The 24,776-nt window shown below is 68.0% G+C and carries 22 protein-coding genes and 2 tRNA genes; 17 read left to right on the forward strand and 7 right to left on the reverse strand.

From position 1 onward, the window contains the following. Positions 1-120: 120 nt before the first annotated feature. Complete coding sequence (locus tag ACH4EW_RS03625) at positions 121-321, reverse strand: hypothetical protein (protein WP_398250760.1); 201 nt, start codon at positions 319-321, stop codon at positions 121-123. Between the two features lie 65 nt (positions 322-386). Here ACH4EW_RS03625 and ACH4EW_RS03630 point away from each other — a divergent pair, with 65 nt between their 5' ends. After that, positions 387-902 (forward strand): histidine phosphatase family protein, encoded by a 516-nt coding sequence (locus ACH4EW_RS03630; protein WP_398250763.1) that lies wholly within the window; start codon positions 387-389, stop codon positions 900-902. On the opposite strand, the gene ACH4EW_RS03635 is transcribed toward ACH4EW_RS03630, so the two are convergent. Then, complete coding sequence (locus tag ACH4EW_RS03635) at positions 892-2,310, reverse strand: amino acid permease (RefSeq protein WP_398250766.1); 1,419 nt, start codon at positions 2,308-2,310, stop codon at positions 892-894. The two genes, ACH4EW_RS03630 and ACH4EW_RS03635, sit on opposite strands and share 11 nt — an antisense overlap. Before the next feature lie 411 nt (positions 2,311-2,721). Here ACH4EW_RS03635 and ACH4EW_RS03640 point away from each other — a divergent pair, with 411 nt between their 5' ends. Continuing rightward, positions 2,722-3,318: a biotin transporter BioY gene (locus tag ACH4EW_RS03640; RefSeq protein ID WP_398250768.1), complete on the forward strand. Its 597-nt coding sequence runs from the start codon at positions 2,722-2,724 to the stop codon at positions 3,316-3,318. A 111-nt stretch (positions 3,319-3,429) separates the two neighbouring features. Here ACH4EW_RS03640 and ACH4EW_RS03645 read toward each other — a convergent pair whose 3' ends face one another. Further along, on the reverse strand, positions 3,430-4,902 hold the full coding sequence (locus ACH4EW_RS03645; protein ID WP_398250771.1) for an amino acid permease: 1,473 nt from the start codon (positions 4,900-4,902) through the stop codon (positions 3,430-3,432). 212 nt (positions 4,903-5,114) lie between these two features. Between ACH4EW_RS03645 and ACH4EW_RS03650 the strand changes: the two genes are divergently transcribed. Both ACH4EW_RS03650 and ACH4EW_RS03655 read left to right on the forward strand, forming a co-directional pair. After that, positions 5,115-5,603 (forward strand): ribose-5-phosphate isomerase, encoded by a 489-nt coding sequence (locus ACH4EW_RS03650; protein ID WP_398250774.1) that lies wholly within the window; start codon positions 5,115-5,117, stop codon positions 5,601-5,603. 108 nt (positions 5,604-5,711) lie between these two features. Further along, positions 5,712-6,521: an Fpg/Nei family DNA glycosylase gene (locus tag ACH4EW_RS03655; protein ID WP_398250776.1), complete on the forward strand. Its 810-nt coding sequence runs from the start codon at positions 5,712-5,714 to the stop codon at positions 6,519-6,521. 131 nt (positions 6,522-6,652) lie between these two features. Here ACH4EW_RS03655 and ACH4EW_RS03660 read toward each other — a convergent pair whose 3' ends face one another. Then, positions 6,653-7,885 carry a GNAT family N-acetyltransferase gene (locus ACH4EW_RS03660; protein WP_398250779.1) on the reverse strand — a complete coding sequence of 411 codons (1,233 nt, stop codon included), beginning with the start codon at positions 7,883-7,885 and terminating at the stop codon, positions 6,653-6,655. Between the two features lie 104 nt (positions 7,886-7,989). Here ACH4EW_RS03660 and ACH4EW_RS03665 point away from each other — a divergent pair, with 104 nt between their 5' ends. Beyond that, positions 7,990-9,135 carry a PP2C family protein-serine/threonine phosphatase gene (locus ACH4EW_RS03665; protein ID WP_398250782.1) on the forward strand — a complete coding sequence of 382 codons (1,146 nt, stop codon included), beginning with the start codon at positions 7,990-7,992 and terminating at the stop codon, positions 9,133-9,135. A gap of 242 nt (positions 9,136-9,377) precedes the next feature. Then, positions 9,378-9,884 (forward strand): HD domain-containing protein, encoded by a 507-nt coding sequence (locus ACH4EW_RS03670; RefSeq protein WP_398250785.1) that lies wholly within the window; start codon positions 9,378-9,380, stop codon positions 9,882-9,884. Between the two features lie 30 nt (positions 9,885-9,914). Here ACH4EW_RS03670 and ACH4EW_RS03675 read toward each other — a convergent pair whose 3' ends face one another. Then, on the reverse strand, positions 9,915-11,069 hold the full coding sequence (locus tag ACH4EW_RS03675; RefSeq protein WP_398250788.1) for an acyltransferase family protein: 1,155 nt from the start codon (positions 11,067-11,069) through the stop codon (positions 9,915-9,917). A gap of 478 nt (positions 11,070-11,547) precedes the next feature. Between ACH4EW_RS03675 and ACH4EW_RS03680 the strand changes: the two genes are divergently transcribed. Further along, positions 11,548-11,742 carry a hypothetical protein gene (locus ACH4EW_RS03680; protein ID WP_398250791.1) on the forward strand — a complete coding sequence of 65 codons (195 nt, stop codon included), beginning with the start codon at positions 11,548-11,550 and terminating at the stop codon, positions 11,740-11,742. Between the two features lie 104 nt (positions 11,743-11,846). On the opposite strand, the gene ACH4EW_RS03685 is transcribed toward ACH4EW_RS03680, so the two are convergent. Beyond that, positions 11,847-11,920: transfer RNA gene (locus ACH4EW_RS03685), tRNA-Gly, on the reverse strand. 167 nt (positions 11,921-12,087) lie between these two features. Between ACH4EW_RS03685 and ACH4EW_RS03690 the strand changes: the two genes are divergently transcribed. The 5 genes from ACH4EW_RS03690 (at position 12,088) to clpX (ending at position 17,033) form a co-directional block, all read left to right on the forward strand. After that, positions 12,088-12,164 (forward strand) — tRNA-Pro (locus ACH4EW_RS03690). 169 nt (positions 12,165-12,333) lie between these two features. Continuing rightward, positions 12,334-13,728, forward strand: a complete 1,395-nt coding sequence (tig, locus tag ACH4EW_RS03695; protein WP_398250794.1) for a trigger factor — start codon at positions 12,334-12,336, stop codon at positions 13,726-13,728. A 480-nt stretch (positions 13,729-14,208) separates the two neighbouring features. Then, positions 14,209-14,814: an ATP-dependent Clp protease proteolytic subunit gene (locus tag ACH4EW_RS03700; RefSeq protein WP_176729207.1), complete on the forward strand. Its 606-nt coding sequence runs from the start codon at positions 14,209-14,211 to the stop codon at positions 14,812-14,814. Positions 14,815-14,894: 80 nt separating this feature from the next. After that, entirely contained in the window at positions 14,895-15,578 is a 684-nt protein-coding gene (locus ACH4EW_RS03705) for an ATP-dependent Clp protease proteolytic subunit (protein WP_398250797.1), read from the forward strand. 156 nt (positions 15,579-15,734) lie between these two features. After that, complete coding sequence (gene clpX, locus ACH4EW_RS03710; RefSeq protein WP_093898220.1) at positions 15,735-17,033, forward strand: ATP-dependent Clp protease ATP-binding subunit ClpX; 1,299 nt, start codon at positions 15,735-15,737, stop codon at positions 17,031-17,033. Between the two features lie 66 nt (positions 17,034-17,099). Here clpX and ACH4EW_RS03715 read toward each other — a convergent pair whose 3' ends face one another. Further along, positions 17,100-18,053, reverse strand: coding sequence for a hypothetical protein (locus ACH4EW_RS03715; RefSeq protein ID WP_398250800.1), 954 nt, complete (start codon positions 18,051-18,053; stop codon positions 17,100-17,102). Between the two features lie 140 nt (positions 18,054-18,193). On the opposite strand from ACH4EW_RS03715, the gene ACH4EW_RS03720 reads away from it, so the two are divergent. The 5 genes from ACH4EW_RS03720 to ACH4EW_RS03740 all read left to right on the forward strand — a co-directional run bounded on the left by ACH4EW_RS03720 (position 18,194) and on the right by ACH4EW_RS03740 (position 24,655). Next, positions 18,194-20,815: a valine--tRNA ligase gene (locus ACH4EW_RS03720; protein ID WP_398250803.1), complete on the forward strand. Its 2,622-nt coding sequence runs from the start codon at positions 18,194-18,196 to the stop codon at positions 20,813-20,815. Between the two features lie 135 nt (positions 20,816-20,950). Next, complete coding sequence (locus tag ACH4EW_RS03725; protein WP_398250806.1) at positions 20,951-22,474, forward strand: bifunctional folylpolyglutamate synthase/dihydrofolate synthase; 1,524 nt, start codon at positions 20,951-20,953, stop codon at positions 22,472-22,474. Between the two features lie 3 nt (positions 22,475-22,477). After that, a complete protein-coding gene (locus tag ACH4EW_RS03730) occupies positions 22,478-22,837 on the forward strand; it encodes a DUF4233 domain-containing protein (protein WP_398250809.1) in 360 nt (119 codons plus the stop codon). 96 nt (positions 22,838-22,933) lie between these two features. Further along, positions 22,934-23,347, forward strand: a complete 414-nt coding sequence (ndk, locus tag ACH4EW_RS03735) for a nucleoside-diphosphate kinase (RefSeq protein WP_398250812.1) — start codon at positions 22,934-22,936, stop codon at positions 23,345-23,347. 288 nt (positions 23,348-23,635) lie between these two features. Further along, positions 23,636-24,655: a rod shape-determining protein gene (locus ACH4EW_RS03740; protein WP_398250815.1), complete on the forward strand. Its 1,020-nt coding sequence runs from the start codon at positions 23,636-23,638 to the stop codon at positions 24,653-24,655. Positions 24,656-24,776 lie beyond the last annotated feature (121 nt).

Below are 24,776 nucleotides of genomic sequence, written 5' to 3' on the forward strand. Positions count from 1 at the left end.
GTCTTGAAGGCCCGGCCCGCGATGAAGTTGCGCACATGTCATGCACCTGACTATGCATGTGAGGGTCGGTGCCCTCTCCGGCAGCGTTGCTTCCTTGGCGCGGTTCGTGTTGAGTGCGCGTCAGCCGAGAGCGGCGGAGTGGTCGGCCACGGTGGTGTAGGAGACTTCGGCGCGGCGTGCCTCGGGCGTGCCGGCGGGGGCGTGGGCGAGGAAGTCCCGGGTGGGCCCGGTGAAGGTGATCGACCCGTCGGTGAGGACGGTGACGTGCATCCTGGGCCGGCCCGTGCACATCCCGCAGTACAGCGAACCCGCGCTCGGCATGGCCGTGCTCGCCGCGTACGGGGCGCGGCCACGACTACGCTGCAGGAGGCGGCGGGCCGGATGGTGTGGCTGCGGCACGTACCTGGGCGGCCCGGCATCCGGTCGACGCGATCTGGACGTCGACGCTCACGTGCGCGATCGAGACGGCAGAGCCCGCGTGTTGGGCCCTCGATCTCGCCCCCCGGCGCGCATACGACCTGCGCGAATGCGATTTCGGTGAGGTGGAGGGGCGCACCCTGGCCCAGTTCGCGGCCGAACACCCGGAGCGGGCCCGGGAGTACCGCGCCGACCCGGTGGTCCACCCGTTTCCCGGGGTCGAGGCCCCCCGGTCGGCGGCGGCCCGGGGGACGGTGGCGCTGCGCCGGATCGCGGACGGGCATCCGGGGCAGCGGGTCCTCGTCGTCGTGCACAACACCCTGCTGCGGCTCGTGCTCTGCGAACTGCTGTCGATTCCGCTGGGCGCCTACCGCCGGGTCTTCCCGCAGCTGCGGAACGGGGCGGTGAGCGAGGTGCGGATCGGGGAGCAGGGCGGTGCGCTGTTCTCCCTCAATGTGCCGTGCGCACCGGATGTCAGCCCTTGACGGCCACGGACCGCCGCTGCCGTACGACACCGATGGCCGCCAGTACGACGGTCAGGGCGCCGGTCGCCACCAACTGGTTCCGCGTGTCGGGCTGTTGGAGCATCAGGAAGAAGATGCCGGCCATCGCCAGGAGCGCCACCACGGTCAGGACCGGGAAGAGCCACATCCGTACGACGAGTTTCTCCGGAGCCTCGCGCTCCAGCCGGCCGCGCAGGATCAGCTGGGAGAGGGCGATGAAGACCCAGACGACGAGGATCACCGCGCCGGTCATGTTGAGCAGCCACATGAAGACGTCGTCGGGACGCCAGTAGCTGAGCAGCACGCACAGGAAGCCGAACACGGACGAGACCAGGACGGCCGTGCGCGGGACGCCCGAGGAGATCCTGCCGAGCCGTTTCGGGCCCTGGTCGCGGGCGACCAGCGAACAGGCCATGCGTGAGGCGCCGTAGATGTTGGCGTTCATCGCGGAGAGCAGGGCGACCAGGACGACCACGTTCATGATCTGCGCGGCGCCGTTGATGCCGAGGTGGTCCAGGGCCGCGTAGAACGGGCCGACCTCCACGACCCTCGGGTCGTCCCACGGGACCAGCGTGACGACGACCGCCATCGAGCCGATGTAGAAGAGCGCGATCCGCCACATCGCCGTCCGCACGGCCTTCGCGACACCCTGCACCGGGTTCTCGGACTCGGCCGCGGCGATGGTGACGGTCTCCAGACCGCCGTACGCGAAGACGGAGGCGAGCAGCCCGATCACCAGGCCCTCAGCGCCGTTCGGCATGAAGCCGCCTTCGCCGCGGAGGTTGGCGGTGCCGGGGGCGTCCGTACCGGGCAGCACACCGAGGATCGCCAGCAGCCCCAGCACCAGGAAGAGTGTGATCGCCACGACCTTGAGCGTGGCGAACCAGAACTCGAACTCGCCGAACTTCTTCACCGAGGCCAGGTTCGTGCCCAGGAAGACCACCATGAACAGCGCGACCCAGGCCCACTCCGGCGTACCGGGCAGCCAGCCGGTGACGATCTTCGCGGCGCCGATGCCCTCCAGGCCGACGGCGACACTGAGCAGCACCCAGAACGCCCAGCCCACGGTGAACCCCGCCCATGGCCCGATCGCCCGCTCCGCATGGACGGAGAAGGAACCGGAGGCCGGGTTCGCGGCCGACATCTCGCCGAGCATCCGCATCACGAGCATGACCAGCAGTCCGGAGACGGCGTACGCGATGATGATCGACGGGCCCGCGGCGGCGATACCCGCGCCGGAGCCGACGAAGAGCCCGGCGCCGATGACGCCGCCGAGGGCGATCATCGAAAGGTGGCGCTGCTTGAGCCCGTGGGTGAGGGCCGAATCGGCCTCGGTATCGGAGACGGCGACCGGGGAGCTGGTGGGGGGAGACGCGGAATTCCGAGACATGGACAAGCTCTGTTCGGTAGGTGAGACGCGGGGGACGTGCGCACAGTCTGAACACGCACCCCGTTCGCAGGGAACCGCTGTCCGCTATACGGGCACAATGCTCACACAAGGTGCGCAGCCGGACACGGGTCACGGCCGGTGCGATCGTCGGCCGGGCTCAGGTTCCTGGACGGTTTTGGTGAGAACCTACAGTCTCTCCAGGTGGCCTCTCCCGGCAGAATTTGAGCCGATCCGCCCCCACCCCAGTGATGAGCATCACGCCGTCACATGATTGGGTCGGCTCCTTTGTGTGAACCTCACCAATGCCTCAGCCGCCCCTTTGTGGGCCACTGATGGTGATCGAGCGTTAACTCTTGGGCTAACGTCAGCCTCAGTCTGTCCCCCACCTGCCCTCACCCCCGCGGAGTCCCGATGAGCACTGCTGCCGCCGCCCCTGCCCGTACCGGAGCGGTCCTCGCCGACCTGCTGCCCGCCGCCAGGCACCGTTACGCCGTCGACACGGCCCTGGTCCTCGGTGGCGCCGCGCTCACCGGAATCGCTGCCCAGATCGCCGTCCCGGTCCCCGGCTCCCCGGTCCCGGTCACCGGCCAGACGTTCGCCGCGCTCCTCGTCGGCACGACGCTCGGTGCCCGCCGCGGCTTCCTCTCCCTGGCCGTGTACGCGCTCGTCGGCATGGCCGGCATGCCGTGGTTCGCGGGCGGCAGCGCCGGCGCGGGCGGCGCCTCGTTCGGCTACGTCCTCGGCATGCTGCTTGCCGCCACCGTGGTCGGCGGCCTCGCCCGCCGCGGCGGCGACCGCTCCGCGCTGCGCACCGCGGGCACGATGGTGCTCGGCTCCGCGATCATCTACGCGGTCGGTGTCCCGTACCTGGCGCTGTCCACCGGTATGTCGGCGAGCGCCGCGATCGCGGCCGGCCTGGTGCCGTTCCTCCTCGGCGACGCGCTGAAGGCGGCGCTGGCGATGGGCGTGCTGCCCACGGCCTGGAAGCTCCTCGGCCGTCGCGGCTGATGCCGTAGCTCCTTCCGAAGAGGCTCGCCGGGTCGCGTGACGCGACACCAGACCGGCGAGCCTCTTCCGTGTCCGCGTATCGTCCCGGGGCTCGCCCCCTGACATCGGCCGTCAGCTGTTGCCGGGCGTTCCCACAGCGGTGCGGTCCTTGCGGTTGCGGAACTCACGTACCAGCGAGATCCCCACCACCACGGCCGCGACCAGCAGCGAGAGCAGCACCTGCTCGCGTCCGCTGTCGTCGGTGAGCATGTAGACGAGGACGAACGAGATCATCGCGATGGTCGCCCAGGTGAGGTACGGGAAGAGCCACATCCGTACGACCAGCTTCTCCGGCTGCTCGCGCAGGATCATGCCCCGCATTCGCAGCTGGGTGAAGCAGATGACCAGCCAGACGAAGAGGGCGACCGCACCGGAGGAGTTCAGCAGGAACTGGAAGACGGTGTCGGGCCACTTGTAGTTGAAGAACACGGCGATGAAGCCGAAGACGACGGAGGACAGGATGGCCGCCTGCGGCACGCCCCGCTTGTTCACCCGGGCGAACGACTTCGGCGCGTCACCGCGGCGGCCGAGGGAGAAGGCCATCCGGGAGGCGGTGTAGAGGCCGGAGTTGAGGCAGGACAGCACGGCGGTCAGGACGATGACGTTCATCACCTCACCGGCGTGCGGAATGCCGATGGAATTGAGGGCGGCGACATAGCTGCCGTCCTTCACGATCGACTCGTCGTTCCACGGCAGCAGGGTGAGCACGACGAAGATCGAGCCCAGGTAGAAGACGGCGATCCGCCAGATCACACTGTTGGTGGCCTTCTGGACGGCGCGCTGCGGGTTGTCGGACTCGCCGGCGGCCAGCGTGACGATCTCGCTGCCCATGAAGGAGAAGACGACCATCAGCACACCGGTGAGGACGGCCCCCACCCCGTTGGGGAAGAACCCGCCGGCGTCGGTGAGATGCGCGAGCCCCGAGCCGGGGTTGTCCGAGCCGGGCAGCAACCCGAAGACGGCGAGCAGTCCGACGACGATGAACGCGCCGATCGCCACGACCTTGATCCCGGCGAACCAGAACTCGAACTCGCCGTACGAACCGACCGAGACCAGGTTCGTCGCGGTCAGTACGACCATCACGATCAGCGCCCACGCCCACTGCGGGACGCTCGGCACCCAGCCCTCCAGGATCTCGGCACCCGCCGTGGCTTCGACGGCGAGCACCACGACCCAGAAGAACCAGTACAGCCAGCCGATCGAGAAGCCGGCCCAGCGGCCCAGCGCCTGGTCGGCGTAGGCGGAGAAGGAGCCCGAATTGGGACGGGCCGCGGCCATCTCGCCGAGCATCCGCATCACGAAGACGACCATCATGCCGACCAGGGCGTAGGACACGAGGATCGCCGGTCCCGCGGCAGCTATACCGGCGCCGGAGCCCACGAACAGGCCCGCTCCGATGACGCCGCCGATGGCGATCATCGAGAGATGGCGGTTCTTGAGACCGGCCTGGAGACCGTCGGAGGAGCCCGGCGCGTCCGGTCCGTTCGACCGGTCCGGCTTGCCGGGCTGGTGGCCCGGCCCGGTCAGAGTCGTCTGCGATGTCATGGATCGAATCCTTACGTTCTCGGAGCGCTCGCTGAGTGCCCGACCGCCGCAGCGGGGTGCAACAGCCAGCGATGCATTGAAACTCGTCGAACCACATAAGCGGAAGCCCTCATTCCGAATTCTTTGGCCGGATGGTTGCCCGAGTGGCGTTGCACACACAGGGCCCGACCCCGATTGCCGCTGACCGGCCACACTCGTGCCACACTCGGAACATGCGCGTGTACCTCGGCTCGGACCATGCCGGCTATGAACTCAAGAACCACCTCGTCGAGTGGCTCACGGCCCAGGGCCACGAGGCCGTCGACTGTGGCCCCCACATCTACGACGCCCAGGACGACTACCCGCCGTTCTGCCTGCGTGCCGCCGAGAGGACGGCCGCGGACCCGGGCAGTCTCGGCATCGTGATCGGCGGCTCCGGCAATGGCGAGCAGATCGCCGCCAACAAGGTCAAGGGCGTGCGCGCCGCACTGGCCTGGAGCGAGCAGACCGCCGCACTTGGCCGCGAGCACAACAACGCCAATGTGGTCGCCATCGGTGGCCGGATGCACTCGGTGGACGAGTCCACCAAGTTCGTCGAGATCTTCCTCGCCACCCCGTACTCGGGTGAGGAACGTCACACTCGTCGTATCGAGATGCTGACGGCGTACGAGACGACCGGTGAGCTCCCCCCGATCCCGGCCCACCACCCGCAGCAGGGCTGACCGGCCCCCACCCCTGTGCCGCCGGTGCTCCCGGCGGCACAGTCATTTCCCCGTGCCACTTCGTTTCCGCGTCATCACGTTCCCACGTCACCGAGGAGAGTCGCCGTCGTGCCCGAGGGACACACGATCCACCGCCTCGCGGCGGATCACCGGGACAGGTTCGCCGGGCGGCCGGTGCGGGTGAGCAGCCCGCAGGGCAAGTTCTCCGACAGTGCCGCGCTGCTCGACGGCCGCACGTTCACCGGTGTCGACGCCCATGGCAAGCACCTCTTCCTCGGTTTCGAGGACGCCGGCTGGGTCCATATCCACCTGGGCCTCTTCGGCAAGCTCGGCTTCGGTACGACCCCGGCTCCGCCGCCCACCGAAACGGTCCGGCTGCGCCTGGTGAACGACGACCACCACGCGGATCTGCGCGGCCCCACCATGTGCGCGCTGATCACCGGCCCCGAGAAGCGCGCGATACACGACCGCCTAGGCCCGGACCCGCTGCGCACCGACGAGGACGGCGAGCGGGCCTGGCGGCGGATCTCCCGCAGCCGCGTCACCGTCGCGGCCCTGCTGATGGACCAGAAGGTCATCGCGGGGGTCGGAAACGTCTACCGCGCGGAGGTGCTGTTCCGGCACGGGATCGACCCGTACCGTCAGGGCAAGGACCTCACGCGTGCGGAATGGGACGCGATCTGGGCCGACCTGGTGGCGCTGATGCACGAGGGCGTGCGGAACAACCGGATCGACACGGTCCGCCCCGAGCACATGCCGGAGGCGATGGGGCGTCCGCCGCGCGTCGACGACCACGGCGGCGAGGTGTACGTGTACCGCAGGGCCCGGCAGGCCTGCCACATCTGTGGCGGCGAGATCCGCACCGCCGATCTCGCCGCCCGCAACCTCTTCTGGTGCCCGGGCTGCCAGCGCGCTTAGACCGAACAGTTCCCGGGACCAATGGCCCCTGGAAAGGCCCAGGTAGCGCCGCTACCAGGGCTTCCGGCCGCCTTGCGATCACACGCACCGGCCGCCGCTCCTTTACGGGCAAACCTTGCCGGTCGCGGCACCTAGAACCCCCTGGGCAGCCACGGCGCCGCGTCCGACGAGAACGCCAGCGACGCCTCTGCCAGCGCGCCCGGACGCAGTTCCCGTACCCGCCCGGCCAGGGCCAACGCGCTCAGGGACTCGCCGCCCAGATACACCGAGCCCAACTCCCGTACCGAAAGCGCGAGATCGGCCGCATCGTCGGTCCGCCGGCACGACGCCACCCCCTTCGCGTCTCCCGTGAGCCGCCAACGCCCCGCGTTCCAGGGGCAGAACGCGTCCTCGACCTCGAACACCACGTCCACCGGCGCCCGGTACGCCCGCGCCTCCAGCGCCGCCCCCAGCTCCACCAGCCGCACATGGAGCGAGTCCCGGATCCGGATGTTGCACCGCCGCACGTCCGACACCAGATGCAGCACCGCATCGTCGACCGGCCGGTTCCGCGCCTCGATCGTCGACGTCAGGTCGATCTCGAAGACGAACCGCCACAACGCCGCGTACGCCGCCGGGTCCAGCGCGGCGAGATCGTTCACCGTGACCCTGCCCTTGGGGCCGGCCGGCTCCCAGTCCGGTTTGATGTGATAGGTCACATAGCCGACGATCTCCCCGTCCCGCTCCGCCAGCACGCACTGCTGCGCCGAACCGCCCTGCCGGGAACTCACCGGGTCGACCATGGGCTTCCGCTCCCAGCCGGGCCCGTGGGCCGGTGTGCCGGGACGTCCTGCCACCAGCTGCTCGTACACGCCCTCGCACGCGGCCATCGCCTCGTCCGGCTTCGCGTGGCGCAGGCGCACCTCGTCCGTGCCCTTCGGCACCGTCAGCCGCACCCGGTCCGTGTCGATCGTCAGGGACATCTGCCGCGAGGCCGCGCCGTATCCGAACCGGCCGTAGATCACCGGTTCCGACGCGGTCAGCACGGCGATCGGTTCACCCAGCGCCCGGACGTCGTCGAGCTGCCGACGCATCATCGAGGTCAGCAGCCCGCGCCTGCGGTGGGTGGACGCGACACTCACCATCGTGACCCCGGCGGCAGGCACCAGCGCCCCGCCCGGCACGGCGACATTGAAGCTGAACGCCCCGGCGGTGGCGACGACATCGGTGCCGTCCCAGATTCCGATCGACCGCTCGTGCTCGGTCAGCGCCTCGTCCAGCTCGCGCTGCTCGGGGGGCTCTGCGACTCCGCCGAATGCGAGCTCGAGACACTCGAACCAGTCGTTCCATTCGGACGGTCGCAGCACGCGCAGCTCAGTACTCATGGGCCATGCTTATCAGGGGCGCGTCGGCCGGTCGACCCAATTTCGAACAGATTGTCACGGGGTCCCCCTGCACCGGAGGCGGTCGGGTAGATAAAGTCCCCGCAATGGCCCGTCGCGCAGGAGCAGACTCGTACCCGGCCCGATTGCGGAAATCGGCGCACCGGGCACGCATCGCGCTGCGCAAGTCCGGCGTCGACTACTTCCGCGGAGACGGATCGGACTGGATCGCGCTGGTCGGTCTGCTGCTGACCATTCCGGCCATTACCTGCGCCACACTGCTGAACCCGGTGTGGTGCTCGCCGGCCGCGCTTGTTCTGCCGATCGTCGCGGGTGGTCTGCTGCTGCGGCCCGCGAGCCTGCTGGGTCTGTACGCGACCGCCGCCACCGCCCTGATCGTGGAGTCGCTCGAACTGGGCCCGTACGAGGACGGTCCGGCCCGGGTGACACCCGGCATCGTCCTGGTGGTCGCGGCCTGCGGCTTCTTCGGCCTGGTCCTCGCCCAGTTCCGGGCCAGGGTCGGTGTGCCGTGGCGACGCGGCGGCACCATGCTCTTCGACCTGCGCGAACGCATCAGGGTGCAGAGCGCACTGCCCCGGCTGCCGCAGGGCTGGCACCGCGAGATGTCGCTGCGCCCGGCGGGTGGACAGTCCTTCTCCGGTGACTTCGTCGTCGCCGCCCGTACCAATGGCGGGCGGACGCTGGAGGCCGTACTCACCGACGTCTCCGGCAAGGGCATGGACGCGGGCTCCCGCGCCCTGCTGCTGTCCGGAGCCTTCGGCGGCCTCCTCGGCTCGCTGCCACCGCACGCCTTCCTGACGGCGGCCAACGGCTATCTGCTGCGCCAGGACTGGGACGAGGGTTTCGCCACCTCGATCCATCTGGTCCTGGACCTCGAATCGGGCGACTACGAACTCTTCTCGGCGGGTCACCCGCCGGCCCTGCAGCTGCATTCGGGCAGCGGCCAGTGGGAGGAGAAGGCCGCGGAGGGTCCGCTGCTCGGGGTGTACGACGGGGCGCAGTTCGACGCCGTGAAGGGCTCGCTGGCACCCGGCGACGTACTGATGCTGTTCACGGACGGCCTGGTGGAGGCGTCCGACCGCGATATCGCGGAGGGCATCGACCGGCTGACCGGTGAGGCCGACCGCTATGTCCCCACCGGCTTCGAGGGCGCGGCCTGGCATCTGATCGAGGCATGCGCCAAGGACGTCAACGACGACCGGGCGCTGCTGTTGTTGTCGCGCAAATCCTGAGCCGTGCACAAATAGTGCAAAACGGGCGTGCGTCAACGGGGATTGGCCCTTCACCGGAACGTGGGCGTCGAGCCGTTCGTCCAGCCCCGCGGCCGCCGCCATGCCCGCGGCGCTGGGGTTTACTCCCGCCGATGTTGTACGGATCGTTCGTCGCCGCGACCGTGGGGCTCGGCCTCGCCGCCACCATGATCCCGGCCCGCGCGGCCCTGCGCAGAACGGCGCCCCGTCCGTAGAGTCGGGCCATGCCCACGCCACACGCACAACTGACCCCGGCCGAAGTCGAGGCGATCGCCCGCGAGGCCCACGCGGAGCAGCGGGACAAGGCGGGACGTCCGTACACCGAACACCTCGCCGCTGTCGCGGAGGGCGTACGGATCAGGGGCGGCAGCGACGAACAGATCGCCGCGGCCTGGCTCCACGACGCAGTCGAGGACGACGCACTGTCCGAGGAATGGCTGGCCGACGCCGCGCTGTCGCAGCATGTCAAGGACATGGTCCTCGCCGTCACCAAGCGTGACGGCGAGGACCTCCGTTCGTACACCCGGCGCATCCTCGACACCCCGGGCGCCCTGTTGATCAAGGAGTCCGATCTGGCACACAACGCCGACCCGGCCCGCCTCGCCCTGCTGGAACCGGCGACCCGTACCCGGCTGGCCGAGAAGTATGCGCAGGTACGGGGGCTGCTCGGGCTCACCTCGGGTGATTCGCCCATCGAGCAATCAATTCAAGCCAACACGGCGAAGGGCTGATCCACTCGGACAGGGCCTGATCGACCCGGATCAGCTCTTGCCCGCCCCTTGCCGGAACGCCCAGTTCATCTCCGGTTCGGTCACCGGGCGCAGCACCCGCCGTACCGGCGGCGTACACAGCAGCGTCACCGCACCGGCCGCGACCAGCGAGACGACGACCCGGCCGCCGGGCGAGGAGAGCCACTCATAGGTGTCGAACACCCCGGCATATTCCACGCCCTTGACCAGGAATCCGTGCAGCAGATAGCCGCAGATCGTTCCGGCGCCGAGCGCGGTGAACCACATGTGGCGGCGCGGCACCCAGGACAGGAACCCGATGGTGAGCAGCACCGCGCAGCCGAACATGACCAGTGTCATCACGGCACCGGACCACCACGGGGCGCCCATCTCCTGCGCGCTGCTGTTGCGGTAGAACCAGCCCAACTGCATCCGCGGCGCCGCCCAGTACGCGAACGCCAGGGCCCCGGCGAACAGAGGGAGCGCGAGCATCCGCACCTCGCGCCGGCGCACCAGCTGGAAGTGCTCGGGCTTCAGCTGGAGTCCCAGTACGAAGAACGGCAGGAACTGCAGAACGCGCTGGAGATCGAGATCGTTGCCGATCGTCGGGGAGAAAGAGGCGAGCATGGCAATGACGAGCGCCACGGGCAGTGGATGGCGCAGCGCCTGCCAGAGCGGTGTGGTGAGCCGCCAGATGAACAGCGCGGCCAGGAACCAGGTGAGATACCAGGGGTCGATCAGGGTGATCGGATGATCAGGCGAGTCGTCCGCGTACCGCTTGAACAGTGAATACGCCGTCTCGAACACCACATAAGGCACGACGACGCCGGTGACCAGGCGTTTTACCTTGGCGGCGGACATGTCGAACGAGCGGGAGAAGTAGCCGGAGACGATGATGAACGCCGGCATGTGAAAGGTGTACGCCACCATGTACAGCGCACGGACGGTCCGGCTGCCGTCCATCACCGGCTCCCACGAGTGAGCCACCGCGACGAGCACGATGGCCAGATACTTGACGTTGTCGAAGTAGGCATCGCGCTTCTTCGCCGGCGCAGCCGCCGGAGGCTTGTTCCCCACCGGTGCGGGGGGCGCCGGAGCGGCAGTCTTCGTCTCTTGGCGTCCGGGCTCCGACTCCCGGGTCGCTGATGGGAGCGGGGCCCTCTGAAATACGTTCGGAGCGTGGAACATCTAAAGCACTTTAGATGCCTCGATTGCAATTCGTAAATCTACCCACTGATATTGCATGTCCGCGTTCAATCAAAAGCGAAACCGCCAAAACCGCCCACTATGCCCGGCTTTGCCCCCCTCGAACAGGGCATATTGCCAGGCGGCTGGGGCGAGGTGAATTGTGCCGCACTCAAGTCTTGGAATTGTATGTGAATGAAGTGTGCGGGTATGGGAACCGTCACAGTCGCAAGGTGTTGTGATTATTTGATCCACAGTTCACTCATGGATGGGTGAAGCCTTGGCGGGGCCTGCGCCACCCCTCGTGCGGCCGTGCGCCCCCGGGCGCACGCGGGGCGCAAGGATGGCGCGATCCCGTCCGTTAGCTCCGTCACTTGGCGGCGACCACAGGGAAGTTGGTGGCACGATGGACGGATCGGGGGAGTGCACGGCCGCACGCCTCCGGGCCGGCAAGGCGGACCGACCAAGGGTGTGAGCAGTCGTGGCCATTTCACTGTCTGTGGTGCTGATGTTGGCGATCATCCTGGTGGTCCTGATCAGGAATGGATCCCTCAAGGCCGGACCCGCGGTCGTCGCGGTGCTCTTCGGCTTCTTCCTGGCATCGACCGGCATGGCGCCGTCGATACAAAGGATCATGAACTCGATAGCGGAGACCATCAACCAGATCAGCTTCTGAGCCGGCTGCGCCGACGCCGACGCCCCGGCAGGGGGCTCGGCGGAACGCGAACAGAACGCAAAAGGCCCGGTCCGACGAGGAATTCGTCGGACCGGGCCCAAGCGTGGAGCGGGCGACGGGAATCGAACCCGCGTAGCTAGTTTGGAAGACTAGGGCTCTACCATTGAGCTACGCCCGCAAGCACCGCACCGAAGGTCCGGGGACCGGCGGCAACGAGAAGCATCGTAGCGGGTCGCAGGCGCTGTCCGCACACCCGATTGCGGTCACCCGGTGTCGCGTTCGGTGCCGCGCGCGAAAAGCGGCAGATGCGCCGCCCGTCTGCATGTACCCTACGTGTCGCACCGACGGGGTGTGGCGCAGCTTGGTAGCGCGTCCGCTTTGGGAGCGGAAGGTCGTCGGTTCGAATCCGGCCACCCCGACCATCGGCAAGATCGCAGACCCACGGCAAGAGCGCATTGTGGGAGTCCGTCTCCTTGCCGTTACTATGCAAATTGCGTGCCCGTGTGTCTGATGTACCGGGCTCGGTCCGCGAAGCCGCCTCCCGTGCGGCGGAGCAGAACCCCAAGAAGTCAGCCACAAGGAGACCGAACCGTGAAGAGCGCCGTGGAGACCCTGAACCCGACCCGGGTTCGGCTCACTGTCGAGGTGCCCTTCGAGGAGCTCAAGGACAGCCTCGACGCGGCGTACAAGAAGATCAACCAGCAGGTCACGGTGAAGGGCTTCCGCAAGGGCAAGATCCCTGCCCGGGTCATCGACCAGCGATTCGGCCGTGGTGCGGTGCTGGAGGAGGCCGTCAACGACGCCCTCCCGAAGTTCTACACCGAGGCTGTCAACGAGGGGGAGCTCAACGTCCTCGGCCAGCCCGAGGTCGACATCACCGAGCTGAAGGACGGCGAGCTGCTGGCCTTCACCGCCGAGGTTGACGTACGCCCCGAGATCGAGATTCCGGACTACTCCGGCATCGAGGTCACCGTCGACGCCCTCGAGGTCAGCGACGAGGACGTCGAGAAGGCCGTGGAGCAGCTCCGCGAGCGTTTCGCCTCCACCAACCCGGTCGAGCGCGCCGCCGCCGAGGGCGACGTCGTGACGATCGACCTGCAGGCCAAGGTCGACGGCGAGGTCCTGGAGGACGGCGTGGCCGAGGGTGTCTCGTACACCATCGGCTCCGGCGAGCTCCTCGACGGCATCGACGCCGCCGTCACCGGCCTGGAGGCGGGTGGCGAGGCCACCTTCACCTCCGAGCTGAAGGGCGGCTCGGCCGAGGGCAAGGAGGCCGAGGTCACCGTCAAGGTCACCGCCGTCGCCGCCCGTGAGCTCCCCGAGCTGGACGACGAGTTCGCCCAGATGGCGAGCGAGTTCGACACCCTCGACGAGCTGAAGACGGACAGCCGCAAGCGCCTCGAGAACACCAAGCAGTACGACCAGGCCACCCAGGCCCAGGAGCGCGTCCTCGACGAGCTGCTGAAGCTGGCCGAGGTCCCGATCCCGGAGAAGCTGCTCGCGGACGAGGTCCAGACCCGCAAGCACAACCTGGAGCACCACCAGCTCGGTCAGATGGGTCTGACCCTCGACAAGTACCTGGAGATCCAGGGCAAGACGGTCGAGGAGTTCGAGGCCGAGACCTCCGAGCAGGCGATCAAGGGCATCAAGACCCAGTTCATCCTGGACGAGATCGTCAACAAGGAGAAGCTGAACGTCAACCAGGAGGAGCTCACCGAGCACCTCATGCGGCGCGCTGCTTCCTCCGGCATGAGCCCCGACCAGTTCGCCCAGGCCGTCGTCGAGGGTGGCCAGGTGCCGATGCTCGTCGGCGAGGTCGCCCGCGGCAAGGCGCTGGCCGTGGTCGTCGAGGCCGCCAAGGTCGTCGACACCAACGGTGAGGTCATCGACCTGGAGGACGACGAGGAGGCCATCGAGACCGTCGAGGCCGTCGATGGTGCCGCCGAGGCCGTTGCCGAGGTCACCGAGGAGAAGAACGAGGCCTGAGCCTCGCGCTGAACCCGCACGACGGGCTCCGGACGCTGCGCGTTCGGAGCCCGTCGTCTTACGACCTGGGGGCCGATAGGGAGCGGGCTCGCGCCGCCCTGCGAATCCGCTTGCCGCGTTGTCGTCGGTCATCGATGCGCCTTCCCCGAGCTCTCGGCTTCGCTCGACCAGGGGAGACCCCATCCGACTCTCTCCTCCGCCTTGCAATCGAAGCCGCACGACGACGCTCCCTGATCCACTCCCAATCGCCCCCCAGGTCGTCAGACCGGCCGGCACATGGCGTACGGTGCCCCACAACCCTTGTGCGGACTGCGGAGCTTGCGCTCCCAGCGAACAGTTGCGGAAGCGGGATGGCGTTGTCCTACCTGCGCGTTAGGGTCCATGAATAGGAAGGGCAGGGGAGTCCCCGCCCACCCGGTACGAAGACGCTGAGACGGCCGGAGCCGTCAGAGACGAGCAGGTGGATACGTGACGAATCTGATGCCCTACGCCGCCGGAGAGCCGTCCCTCGGTGGAGGCCTCGGTGACCAGGTCTACAGCCGACTGCTCGGCGAGCGCATCATCTTCCTCGGTCAGCAGGTCGACGATGAGATCGCCAACAAGATCACGGCGCAGCTGCTTCTCCTTGCCGCAGAGCCGGACAAGGACATCTACCTCTACATCAACAGCCCCGGCGGTTCGGTGACGGCCGGCATGGCGGTCTACGACACCATGCAGTACATCCCGAACGACGTGGTCACCATTGGTATGGGCATGGCGGCCTCGATGGGCCAGTTCCTGCTCACCGGCGGCACCGCGGGCAAGCGCTTCGCGCTCCCGAACACCGACATTCTCATGCACCAGGGTTCGGCCGGCATCGGCGGTACGGCTTCGGACATCAAGATCCAGGCCCAGTACCTGCTGCGCACCAAGCAGCGGATGGCGGAGATCACCGCCCGCCACTCCGGCCAGACGGTCGAGACGATCATCCGCGACGGCGACCGCGACCGCTGGTACACCGCGGAGGAGGCCAAGGAGTACGGCCTCATCGACGAGATCATCACGATCGCATCGGGCGTTCCGGGCGGCGGCGGCACCGGCGCCTGATCCGGTATCCACCGGATCCGGCTCCACCGCCCCGCGCACCTCTCGTACGCCGAGACACACAGCCACAGAACGCCACCAGGATGGTGAACACTCACATGAACAACTTCCCCGGCGCCTCCGCGAGCGGCCTCTACACCGGCCCGCAGGTGGACAACCGCTACATCGTGCCGCGCTTCGTGGAGCGCACCTCGCAGGGCGTGCGTGAGTACGACCCGTACGCGAAGCTTTTCGAGGAGCGCGTGATCTTCCTCGGCGTGCAGATCGACGACGCCTCGGCCAACGACGTCATGGCGCAGCTGCTGTGCCTGGAGTCGATGGACCCGGACCGGGACATCTCGATCTACATCAACAGCCCCGGCGGCTCGTTCACCGCGCTCACCGCGATCTACGACACGATGCAGTTCGTGAAGCCGGACATCCAGACGGTCTGCATGGGCCAGGCGGCCTCCGCCGCGGCCGTGCTGCTCGCCGCGGGTACGCCCGGCAAGCGGATGGCGCTGCCCAACGCCCGTGTACTGATCCACCAGCCGTCCTCGCAGACCGGCCGTGAGCAGCTCTCCGACCTGGAGATCGCGGCCAACGAGATCCTGCGGATGCGCACCCAGCTGGAGGAGATGCTGGCCAAGCACTCCACCACGCCGCTGGAGAAGATCCGCGACGACATCGAGCGCGACAAGATCCTGACCGCCGAGGACGCCCTCGCCTACGGTCTCGTCGACCAGATCGTGTCGACCCGCAAGCAGGCGGCCGGAGCGGCCGCCTGACGTCGGCCTTCACCCCTTGGCACGGCTGGTTCACACCGCATCGACGGCGTGAACCAGCCAAGGGGGGCCCGAACAGGGGGCAAGGCAAGGTACCGTCGGATAGAGGCACCAGGAGCCGCTGAACCAGGCTGCTCCCAGGCGAAGGGGAAGCACCTCGTGGCACGCATCGGTGATGGCGGCGACCTGCTCAAGTGCTCGTTCTGCGGAAAGAGCCAGAAGCAGGTGAAGAAGCTCATCGCGGGACCCGGTGTGTACATCTGCGACGAGTGCATCGATCTCTGCAACGAGATCATCGAGGAGGAGCTCGCGGAGACCTCCGAGGTGCGGTGGGAGGAACTCCCCAAGCCGCGCGAGATCTACGAGTTCCTCGAGGGTTACGTCGTCGGGCAGGAGCCCGCGAAGAAGGCCCTCTCGGTCGCTGTGTACAACCACTACAAGCGGGTCCAGGCGGGCGAGAACGGCGGCGCGCAGGGCAGGGACGACGCCATCGAACTGGCCAAGTCCAACATCCTGCTGCTGGGCCCCACCGGCTCCGGCAAGACGCTTCTCGCGCAGACTCTGGCCCGTATGCTCAACGTCCCGTTCGCCATCGCCGACGCGACGGCGCTGACCGAGGCCGGCTATGTCGGCGAGGACGTCGAGAACATCCTGCTGAAGCTGATCCAGGCCGCGGACTACGACGTCAAGAAGGCCGAGACCGGGATCATCTACATCGATGAGATCGACAAGGTCGCCCGCAAGAGCGAGAACCCGTCGATCACCCGCGATGTCTCCGGCGAGGGCGTCCAGCAGGCCCTGTTGAAGATCCTGGAGGGCACCACCGCCTCCGTACCGCCGCAGGGCGGCCGGAAGCACCCGCACCAGGAGTTCATCCAGATCGACACGACGAACGTGCTGTTCATCGTGGGCGGTGCCTTCTCCGGTCTGGAGAGGATCATCGAGTCGCGGGCGGGTGCCAAGGGCATCGGCTTCGGCGCGACGATCCGCTCCAAGCGGGAGATCGAGGCAAGCGACCAGTTCCAGGAGGTCATGCCGGAGGACCTGGTGAAGTTCGGGATGATCCCGGAGTTCATCGGCCGGCTGCCCGTCCTCACCTCGGTCCACAACCTGGACCGTGAGGCGCTGCTGCAGATCCTCGTCGAGCCGCGCAACGCGCTGGTGAAGCAGTATCAACGACTGTTCGAACTCGACGGTGTCGAGCTGGACTTCGACCGCCCGGCCCTGGAGGCCATCGCCGATCAGGCGATCCTGCGCGGCACCGGCGCGCGTGGCCTGCGGGCCATCATGGAAGAGGTCCTCCAGTCCGTGATGTACGAGGTGCCGTCCCGCAAGGACGTCGCCCGCGTCGTCATCACGGCGGACGTCGTCCGCAACAACGTGAACCCGACCCTGGTCCCGCGCGAGCCGCGGACGATCGGGAACAACGACGGCGGCCGGCACGAGAAGTCCGCCTAGCGGTACGCAAACGGAAGGGGCGCCCGGCCAGATGAACTGGCTGGCGCCCCTTCGGTGTTGCCGCGATCAGACCTTGGTGCGGGACGTGTTGTAGAGCTTGGCGGTCAGGGCGGCCACATCGTCCTGGGACATGCCCTTGCCGGCCATGGAGAGTGCCACGTCGACGCCGGTGACCACGCCCGCGGTGCTGTAGTCGGCCCACACGCAGACGGGCATCACGAACTCCTTCGGGCCGTTCTCGGTGGTGCCATCACCCTTCTTGTTGATCATCTTGAGGTCCTGGCACTTCATCAGCGCGCCCTCGAACCCGGGCGGAGTGACGTTCTTGGGGCTGCCGACGAGGGAGGACTCCATGTCCTCGTTGTCCTTCTTCATCTCTTTCTCGGCATTGGCGAACGAGTTGTCGATGACCTTCGCGGGGTCGGTGACATCGCCCCAGACGCCCGAGAACACGAGGCCCTTCACCATGAGCGGGTTGTCCTCGGAACCGGACTGGTAGCTGGCCGTGGTCTGCTGGGGGTTCTTGATCCCCATCTCCTCGGCCTTCTTCTTCTCGGTGCCGGTCATCGGCTTCGAATCGGTCGATCCCGCCGACTGCTTCTTGTACCCGTCCACCGAGGCGGCCGGCGTCAGCTTGTAGCCCTTCGTGCTGTCCGCGACGTCACTGTTGTCCCCGCCGCCCGACGTCAGGAAGTACGCCCCACTCGCGATGACCACCAGCGCCACGACCGCGCCGCCGATGATCAGGCCCGTCTTCTTCTTCGGCTGGGCCGGCGGTATCGGCATCTGGCCGCCGTACGGGGGCATGGGCGGCTGCTGGCCGTAGGGGCCCGGCTGCTGGGCCTGTGGGTAGCCGTAGCCAGGCTGGGGCTGCTGCTGCGGGGCACCCTGGGGGGGCTGCTGGGGGTACCCGTAACCGGGCTGGCCCTGCGGCGGAGCCTGGGGCGGCTGGCTGCCGTACGGTCCGGGCTGGCCCTGGGGCGGCTGCCCGTTGTACGGGCCCGGCTGGTTGTAGCTCATCTGCGGTGTCCCCTGTTCGGAATGCTTATGCGTTCCGAACATCCTGACGGAAGGTCCGCCGCCATGGACCACCGGGAGTCACACCGTTACTGAACAAACCGGTTTCAGTGCACGACTGTGACGGCTCTAAACTGTCCCCCGTGACCGAGAACACTCAGCAGACGCCAGCCAGCAACCCCGAACTGCCGACCCAGTACGCACCGGCCGAGGTAGAGGGGAAGCTGTATGAGCGCTGGGTAGAGCGGGGTTACTTCACCGCGGACGCGAAGAGTGACAAGCCCCCGTACACGATCGTCATTCCGCCGCCGAACGTCACCGGTGCGCTCCACCTGGGCCACGCCTTCCAGGTCACGCTCATGGACGCCCTCACGCGGCGCAAGCGCATGCAGGGCTTCGAGACGCTGTGGCTGCCGGGCATGGATCACGCGGGCATCGCCACCCAGAACAAGGTCGAGCAGCAGCTCGCCGAGGAAGGGAAGTCGCGGCAGGACCTCGGCCGCGAGGCATTCACCGAGCGCGTCTGGCAGTGGAAGGACGAGTACGGCGGCCGGATCCTGGGCCAGCTGAAGCGCCTCGGCGCAGGGCTCGACTGGTCGCGTGAGCGCTTCACCATGGACGAGGGGCTCTCCAAGGCCGTCCAGACGATCTTCAAGAAGCTCTACGACGACGAGCTGATCTACCGCGCCGAGCGCATCATCAACTGGTGCCCGCGCTGTCTGACCGCGATCTCCGACATCGAGGTCGACTACCAGGACGACGACGGCGAGCTCGTCTCACTGAAGTACGGCGAGGGCGACGAGACCGTCGTCGTGGCCACCACCCGGGTCGAGACCATGCTCGGTGACACGGCCGTCGCCGTTCACCCCGACGACGAGCGGTACGCGCACCTCGTCGGCAAGCGGATCAAGCTGCCGCTGACCGACCGGACGATCCCGGTCGTCGCCGACACCCACGTCGACCCCGAGTTCGGTACGGGTGCCGTCAAGGTGACGCCCGCTCACGACCCGAACGACTTCGCGATCGGCCAGCGCCACAACCTCGAGTTCATGACGATCATGGACGAGCGCGGTGTCATCACCGTGCACGGCCCCTTCCAGGGACTCGACCGCTTCGAGGCGCGCTCCGCGATCGTCGCCGCCATGGGTGAGCAGGGCCGCGTCGTCGCCGAGAAGCGCCCGTATGTCCACTCCGTCGGGCACTGCTCGCGCTGCAAGACGACCGTCGAGCCCCGCCTCTCCCTCCAGTGGTGGGTCAAGGTCGAGACGCTCGCCAAGGCCGCGGGCGACGCAGTCCGCGACGACCGGGTCGCGCTCCACCCGAAGGACATGGAGAAGCGGTACTTCGACTGGGTCGACAACCTCAACGACTGGTGCATCTCACGGCAGTTGTGGTGGGGCCACCGGATTCCCGTCTGGTATGGGCCGAACGGCGAAGTGGTCTGCGTCGGCCCCGACGACGAGGCGCCCACCGGCGAGGGCTGGGTCCAGGACGAGGACGTCCTCGACACCTGGTTCTCGTCCGGTCTTTGGCCGTTCTCGACGCTCGGCTGGCCGGCGGAGACCCCGGACCTCGAGAAGTTCTACTCGACCGACGTCCTGGTCACCGGGCACGACATCATCTTCTTCTGGGTCGTCCGGATGATGATGTTCGGTCTGTACGCGATGGACGGTGAGGTCCCCTTCAAGACCGTCGCGCTTACGGGTCTGGTCCGGGACGAGTTCGGCAAGAAGATGTCGAAGTCCAACCCGAACGCGGTGGACCCGATCGACTGGATGGACGCGTACGGCTCGGACGCCGTGAGGTTCACGCTCGCCACAGGTGCCAACCCGGGCGCGGACGTGCCGATCGGCGAGGACTGGGTCAAGGCCTCCCGTAACTTCGCCAACAAGATCTGGAACGCCACCCGCTTCGCGCTGATGAACGGCGCGACCGTGGAGGGCGAGCTGCCGCCCGTCGAGCGGCTGTCGGCGACCGACCGGTGGATCCTGTCGCGGCTGAACAAGACGGTCGCGGAAGTCGACGCGTTCTACGACGACTTTCAGTTCGCGAAGCTCTCCGACGCCCTCTACCACTTCGCGTGGGACGAGGTCTTCGACTGGTACGTCGAGCTGTCCAAGACCACGTTCTTCGCCGGCGGCGAGCAGGCGAAGGTCTCCGGCCGGGTCCTCGGCGAGGTCCTCGACGTGATGCTGCGGCTGCTGCACCCCGTCGTCCCGTTCGTCACCGAGACGCTCTGGACCACGCTGACCGGCCGCGAGTCCGTCGTCATCGCCGACTGGCCGAAGGACTCCGGCTTCCGCGACGAGGCCGCCGAGCAGGAGATCGCGCTCGTCCAGCAGGTCGTCACCGAGGTCCGCCGGTTCCGCTCCGACCAGGGCCTGCAGCCCGGCCAGAAGGTCCCGGCCGAGCTCACCCTGACCGGCACGGCGCTCGCCCCGCACGAGGCGGCCATCCGCCAGCTGCTGCGCCTGCAGCCGGCCGGGGACGGCTTCCATGCCACTGCGTCGCTGCCGGTCGCGGGGGCCACGGTCGCACTCGACCTGTCCGGCACGATCGACGTCGAGGCCGAGCGCAAGCGTCTGACGAAGGACCTGGGCGCCGCCGAGAAGGAGAAGGCCCAGGCCAACGGCAAGCTCTCCAACGAGGCGTTCCTCGGCAAGGCCCCGGACAACGTGGTCGACAAGATCCGTGGCCGGCTCGCCAAGGCCGAGGCGGACATCGAGCGGATCACCAACCAGCTGGCGAACCTGCCGCAAGGCTGACCACCCGCTGAAGACGAAGCCCTTGTACTCCCGGCAGCGGGAGTACAAGGGCTTCGCCCATCCCCGCGCACGGCCAGGACTCCGGCGACACCGGGCGCTGCGCGCGATGTCCGTGCCCATCCGTAGACTGGCCACGTGAGTGAGCCCCGCCCTTCCGACCGGCACGACGCCTCCGATCCCGACGAGACCTTCGCCGAGATCGTCGACGAAGCGACCCAGCGCGACCCCGACCTGGCGGTGATCGAGGCCGGGAGCCGTACGCTGCGCACCCGCTCGGCGCCGCCGCAGGGCCAGGACATCCCCGCCCGCCCCGCCGACCCCGAGGTGGACAAGGCACTGCGCGCGGTGGAGCAGGAGCTCGCCGGACGCTGGGGCGAGACCAAGCTGGAGCCTTCCGTCACGCGCATCGCCGCGCTTATGGATGTGCTCGGCGAGCCGCAGCGCGCGTACCCCTCGATCCACATCACCGGGACCAACGGCAAGACGAGCACGGCCCGCATGATCGAGGCGCTGCTCGGCACCTTCGACCTGCGCACCGGCCGTTACACCTCGCCGCACGTCCAGTCGATCACCGAACGGATCAGCCTGGACGGCTCCCCGATGGACCCCGAGCGGTTCATCGAGGCATACCAGGACATCAAGCCGTACGTGGAGATGGTCGACACCCAGCAGCCGTACCGGCTCTCCTTCTTCGAGGTGCTGACGGGCATGGCGTACGCGGCGTTCGCCGACGCGCCGGTCGACGTCGCCGTCGTGGAGGTCGGCATGGGCGGCAGCTGGGACGCGACGAACGTCATCGATTCCTCGGTCGCCGTCGTCACCCCCATTTCGCTGGACCACACCGACCGGCTCGGTGCCACGCCCGCCGAGATCGCCGGTGAGAAGGCCGGGATCATCAAGCAGGGTGCAACGGTCATCCTGGCGCAGCAGCCCGTCGATGCCGCGCAGGTCATGCTGAAGAAGGCCGTCGAGGTCGATGCCACGGTCGCCCGCGAGGGCATGGAGTTCGGTGTCGTCTCCCGCGAGATCGCCGTCGGTGGCCAGCTGCTGACGCTGCGCGGCCTCGGTGGCGAGTACACAGAGATCTTCCTCCCGCTGTACGGCGCCCACCAGGCGCACAACGCGGCGGTGGCTCTCTGCGCCGTGGAGGCGTTCTTCGGGATCGGCGCCGAGCAGCCCGGCGCACTCGACATCGACACGGTCCGCCAGGCCTTCGCCTCGGTGGTCTCGCCGGGCCGTCTCGAAGTGGTTCGCAGCAGCCCGACCGTTGTCCTGGACGCGGCCCACAACCCGGCGGGCGCCCGCGCCACCGCCGAAGGGCTCTCCGAGGCGTTCGGCTTCTCCCGGCTGATCGGTGTGGTCGGCGCCAGCGACGACAAGGACGTCAAGGGGCTCCTCGAAGCCTTCGAGCCGATCTTCGCCGAGGTCGTCGTCACCCAGAACTCCAGCGGCCGCGCGATGGACGCCGACGCACTGGCCGCCGTCGCGGTCGAGGTTTTCGGCGTCGACCGCGTCCAGGTCGAACCGCGTCTCGACGACGCGCTGGAGGCGGCGATCACCCTTGCCGAGGAGGAGGACGAGTATGCGGGCGCCGGCGTTCTGGTGACCGGTTCCGTGATCACGGTCGGCGAGGCCCGGCTGCTTCTGGGAAGGCACTGACCTGTGCGTACGCTCTGTGCATCGACACTGATCGGCGAGTTCTTCGTGATCGGCTTCGCCGGACTCGTCGCGATGAAGTCCGACGACCTGACGAACACCATGGTCTGGACGGTCTGCGGCATCGGCATGCTGTTGTCCGTACTGCTCTGCGGGATGGTCACCCGCCCCGGCGGGATACAGCTCGGCTGGGCGCTGCAGATCGCCCTGGTGCTGAGCGGCTTCGTCGTCCCGACGATGTTCATCCTCGGCCTGGTCTTCGGTGCCCTGTGGTGGGCCTCGGTGCACTACGGCCGCAAGATCGACGAGGTGAAGGCCCGATGGGCGGCCGCGCAGGAGGCGTCCGAGGCCCCGGCCGGTGGCTGATCCGGCACCCCGTGGCCAAACCCGGCCGCAGGTCCGTCCCCGTACCCCTGTAGCCTCGCTTCACCGCACCCGCATGCCTGCAAGGAGCCGCACACCATGACCCAGCGCACTCTCGTTCTCCTCAAGCCCGACGCCGTCCGGCGCGGACTCGTCGGCGAGATCGTCGGGCGGATCGAGCGCAAGGCCGGCTGGCGGATCACCGCGCTGGAGCTGCGCACCCTCGACCGCGCCACGCTGGAACAGCACTACGCCGAGCACGTCGGCCGTCCGTTCTACGAGCCGCTCGTCGAGTTCATGCAGTCCGGTCCGATCGTGGCGCTGGTCGCCGAGGGCGAGCGGGTCATCGAGGGTATTCGTACGCTGGCCGGACCCACCGACCCGATCGCAGCCGCGCCCGGCTCCGTCCGTGGTGACTTCGGCACGATCACCCGGGAGAACCTCATCCACGCGTCGGACTCCGAGGAGTCTGCAGAGCGAGAACTGAAGCTCTTCTTCCCGGGCCTTTCCTGACTTCGGATCAGCCGAACAGCGCTCATGACCTGGGGCGACCGAATTAATTCGGTCGCCCTTCGGCATAGGGTCCCGGATCGCGGGAACGCATCACTGCGACGTAACGTCACCATGAGTGGAACGGCCACCCGTTCCGCCCACAAGGCGAAGGACCTCGCGCGGTGTCCGTGCACACGGCACTACGATGGAATCTTCCACGCCCGCAGCGCTCATCTCGCCTACCAGAACAAGCCATCATCGCTTTCCTGGAAGGCCCGACGCATCCTCATGGGGAGCAAGGGGAACTCAATGTCGTTCATCGGCCGTGACATGGCTATCGACCTCGGGACTGCCAACACGCTGGTGTACGTCAGGGGGCGCGGCATCGTTCTGAACGAGCCGTCCGTCGTGGCCATCAACACCAACACCGGCGGCATCCTGGCGGTCGGCTCCGAGGCCAAGAAGATGATCGGGCGTACGCCGGGCAACATCGTTGCCGTACGGCCCCTGAAGGACGGCGTGATCGCCGACTTCGAGATCACCGAGCGGATGCTCCGCTACTTCATCCTGAAGATCCACAAGCGCCGCTACCTGGCCCGCCCGCGGGTTGTCGTCTGCGTGCCCTCCGGCATCACCGGAGTCGAGCGACGCGCCGTCATCGAGGCGTCGACGCAGGCCGGCGCGCGCCAGGTGCACATCATCGAGGAGCCCATGGCGGCGGCCATCGGCTCAGGGCTGCCGGTCCACGAGGCCACCGGCAACATGGTGGTCGACATCGGCGGCGGCACCACCGAGGTCGCGGTCATCTCGCTCGGCGGAATCGTCACTGCTCAGTCGATCCGGACTGCCGGCGACGAACTGGACAACGCGATCATCCAGCACATCAAGAAGGAGTACTCGCTCCTCCTCGGTGAGCGGACCGCCGAACAGATCAAGATCACGATCGGTTCGGCGTACGACATGGACAAGGACGAGCACACCGAGATCCGTGGCCGCGACCTGGTCTCCGGGCTGCCCAAGACCGTGGTCGTCTCGGCCGCCGAGGTCCGCAAGGCCATCGAGGAGCCGGTCAACTCGATCGTCGACGCGGTGAAGACCACGCTCGACAAGTGCCCGCCGGAGCTCTCCGGCGACGTCATGGACCGCGGCATCGTACTCACCGGCGGCGGCGCGCTGCTGCGCGGACTGGACGAGCGGCTGCGCCGCGAGACCGGCATGCCCATCCACATCGCCGAGGACCCGCTGGACTCGGTGGCGCTCGGGTCCGGCAAGTGCGTCGAGGAGTTCGAGGCGCTCCAGCAGGTGCTGGACGCCCAGCCCCGCAGATAGCCGGCGCCGCCCGGCCCGCAGATGGACAACACATCAGCCTGCTGTGCGGACCACTGCCACTCCGTACGGCCGATCGTTGATATACAGGCACGAACATTCCGACGAGGAAGGCACGGCCGCC

Source organism: Streptomyces sp. NPDC018000 (assembly GCF_044328025.1).
GTDB lineage: Bacteria > Actinomycetota > Actinomycetes > Streptomycetales > Streptomycetaceae > Streptomyces.

Coding starts and splice junctions, on each gene's coding strand:
- ACH4EW_RS03625 (WP_398250760.1), bottom strand. CDS start 321: ATGCCGAGCGCGGGTTCGCTGTACTGCGGGATGTGCACGGGCCGGCCC.
- ACH4EW_RS03635 (WP_398250766.1), bottom strand. CDS start 2,310: ATGTCTCGGAATTCCGCGTCTCCCCCCACCAGCTCCCCGGTCGCCGTC.
- ACH4EW_RS03640 (WP_398250768.1), top strand. CDS start 2,722: ATGAGCACTGCTGCCGCCGCCCCTGCCCGTACCGGAGCGGTCCTCGCC.
- ACH4EW_RS03645 (WP_398250771.1), bottom strand. CDS start 4,902: ATGACATCGCAGACGACTCTGACCGGGCCGGGCCACCAGCCCGGCAAG.
- ACH4EW_RS03650 (WP_398250774.1), top strand. CDS start 5,115: ATGCGCGTGTACCTCGGCTCGGACCATGCCGGCTATGAACTCAAGAAC.
- ACH4EW_RS03660 (WP_398250779.1), bottom strand. CDS start 7,885: ATGAGTACTGAGCTGCGCGTGCTGCGACCGTCCGAATGGAACGACTGG.
- ACH4EW_RS03665 (WP_398250782.1), top strand. CDS start 7,990: ATGGCCCGTCGCGCAGGAGCAGACTCGTACCCGGCCCGATTGCGGAAA.
- ACH4EW_RS03670 (WP_398250785.1), top strand. CDS start 9,378: ATGCCCACGCCACACGCACAACTGACCCCGGCCGAAGTCGAGGCGATC.
- ACH4EW_RS03675 (WP_398250788.1), bottom strand. CDS start 11,069: ATGTTCCACGCTCCGAACGTATTTCAGAGGGCCCCGCTCCCATCAGCG.
- ACH4EW_RS03700 (WP_176729207.1), top strand. CDS start 14,209: ATGCCCTACGCCGCCGGAGAGCCGTCCCTCGGTGGAGGCCTCGGTGAC.
- ACH4EW_RS03705 (WP_398250797.1), top strand. CDS start 14,895: ATGGTGAACACTCACATGAACAACTTCCCCGGCGCCTCCGCGAGCGGC.
- ACH4EW_RS03715 (WP_398250800.1), bottom strand. CDS start 18,053: ATGAGCTACAACCAGCCGGGCCCGTACAACGGGCAGCCGCCCCAGGGC.
- ndk (WP_398250812.1), top strand. CDS start 22,934: ATGACCCAGCGCACTCTCGTTCTCCTCAAGCCCGACGCCGTCCGGCGC.
- ACH4EW_RS03740 (WP_398250815.1), top strand. CDS start 23,636: ATGTCGTTCATCGGCCGTGACATGGCTATCGACCTCGGGACTGCCAAC.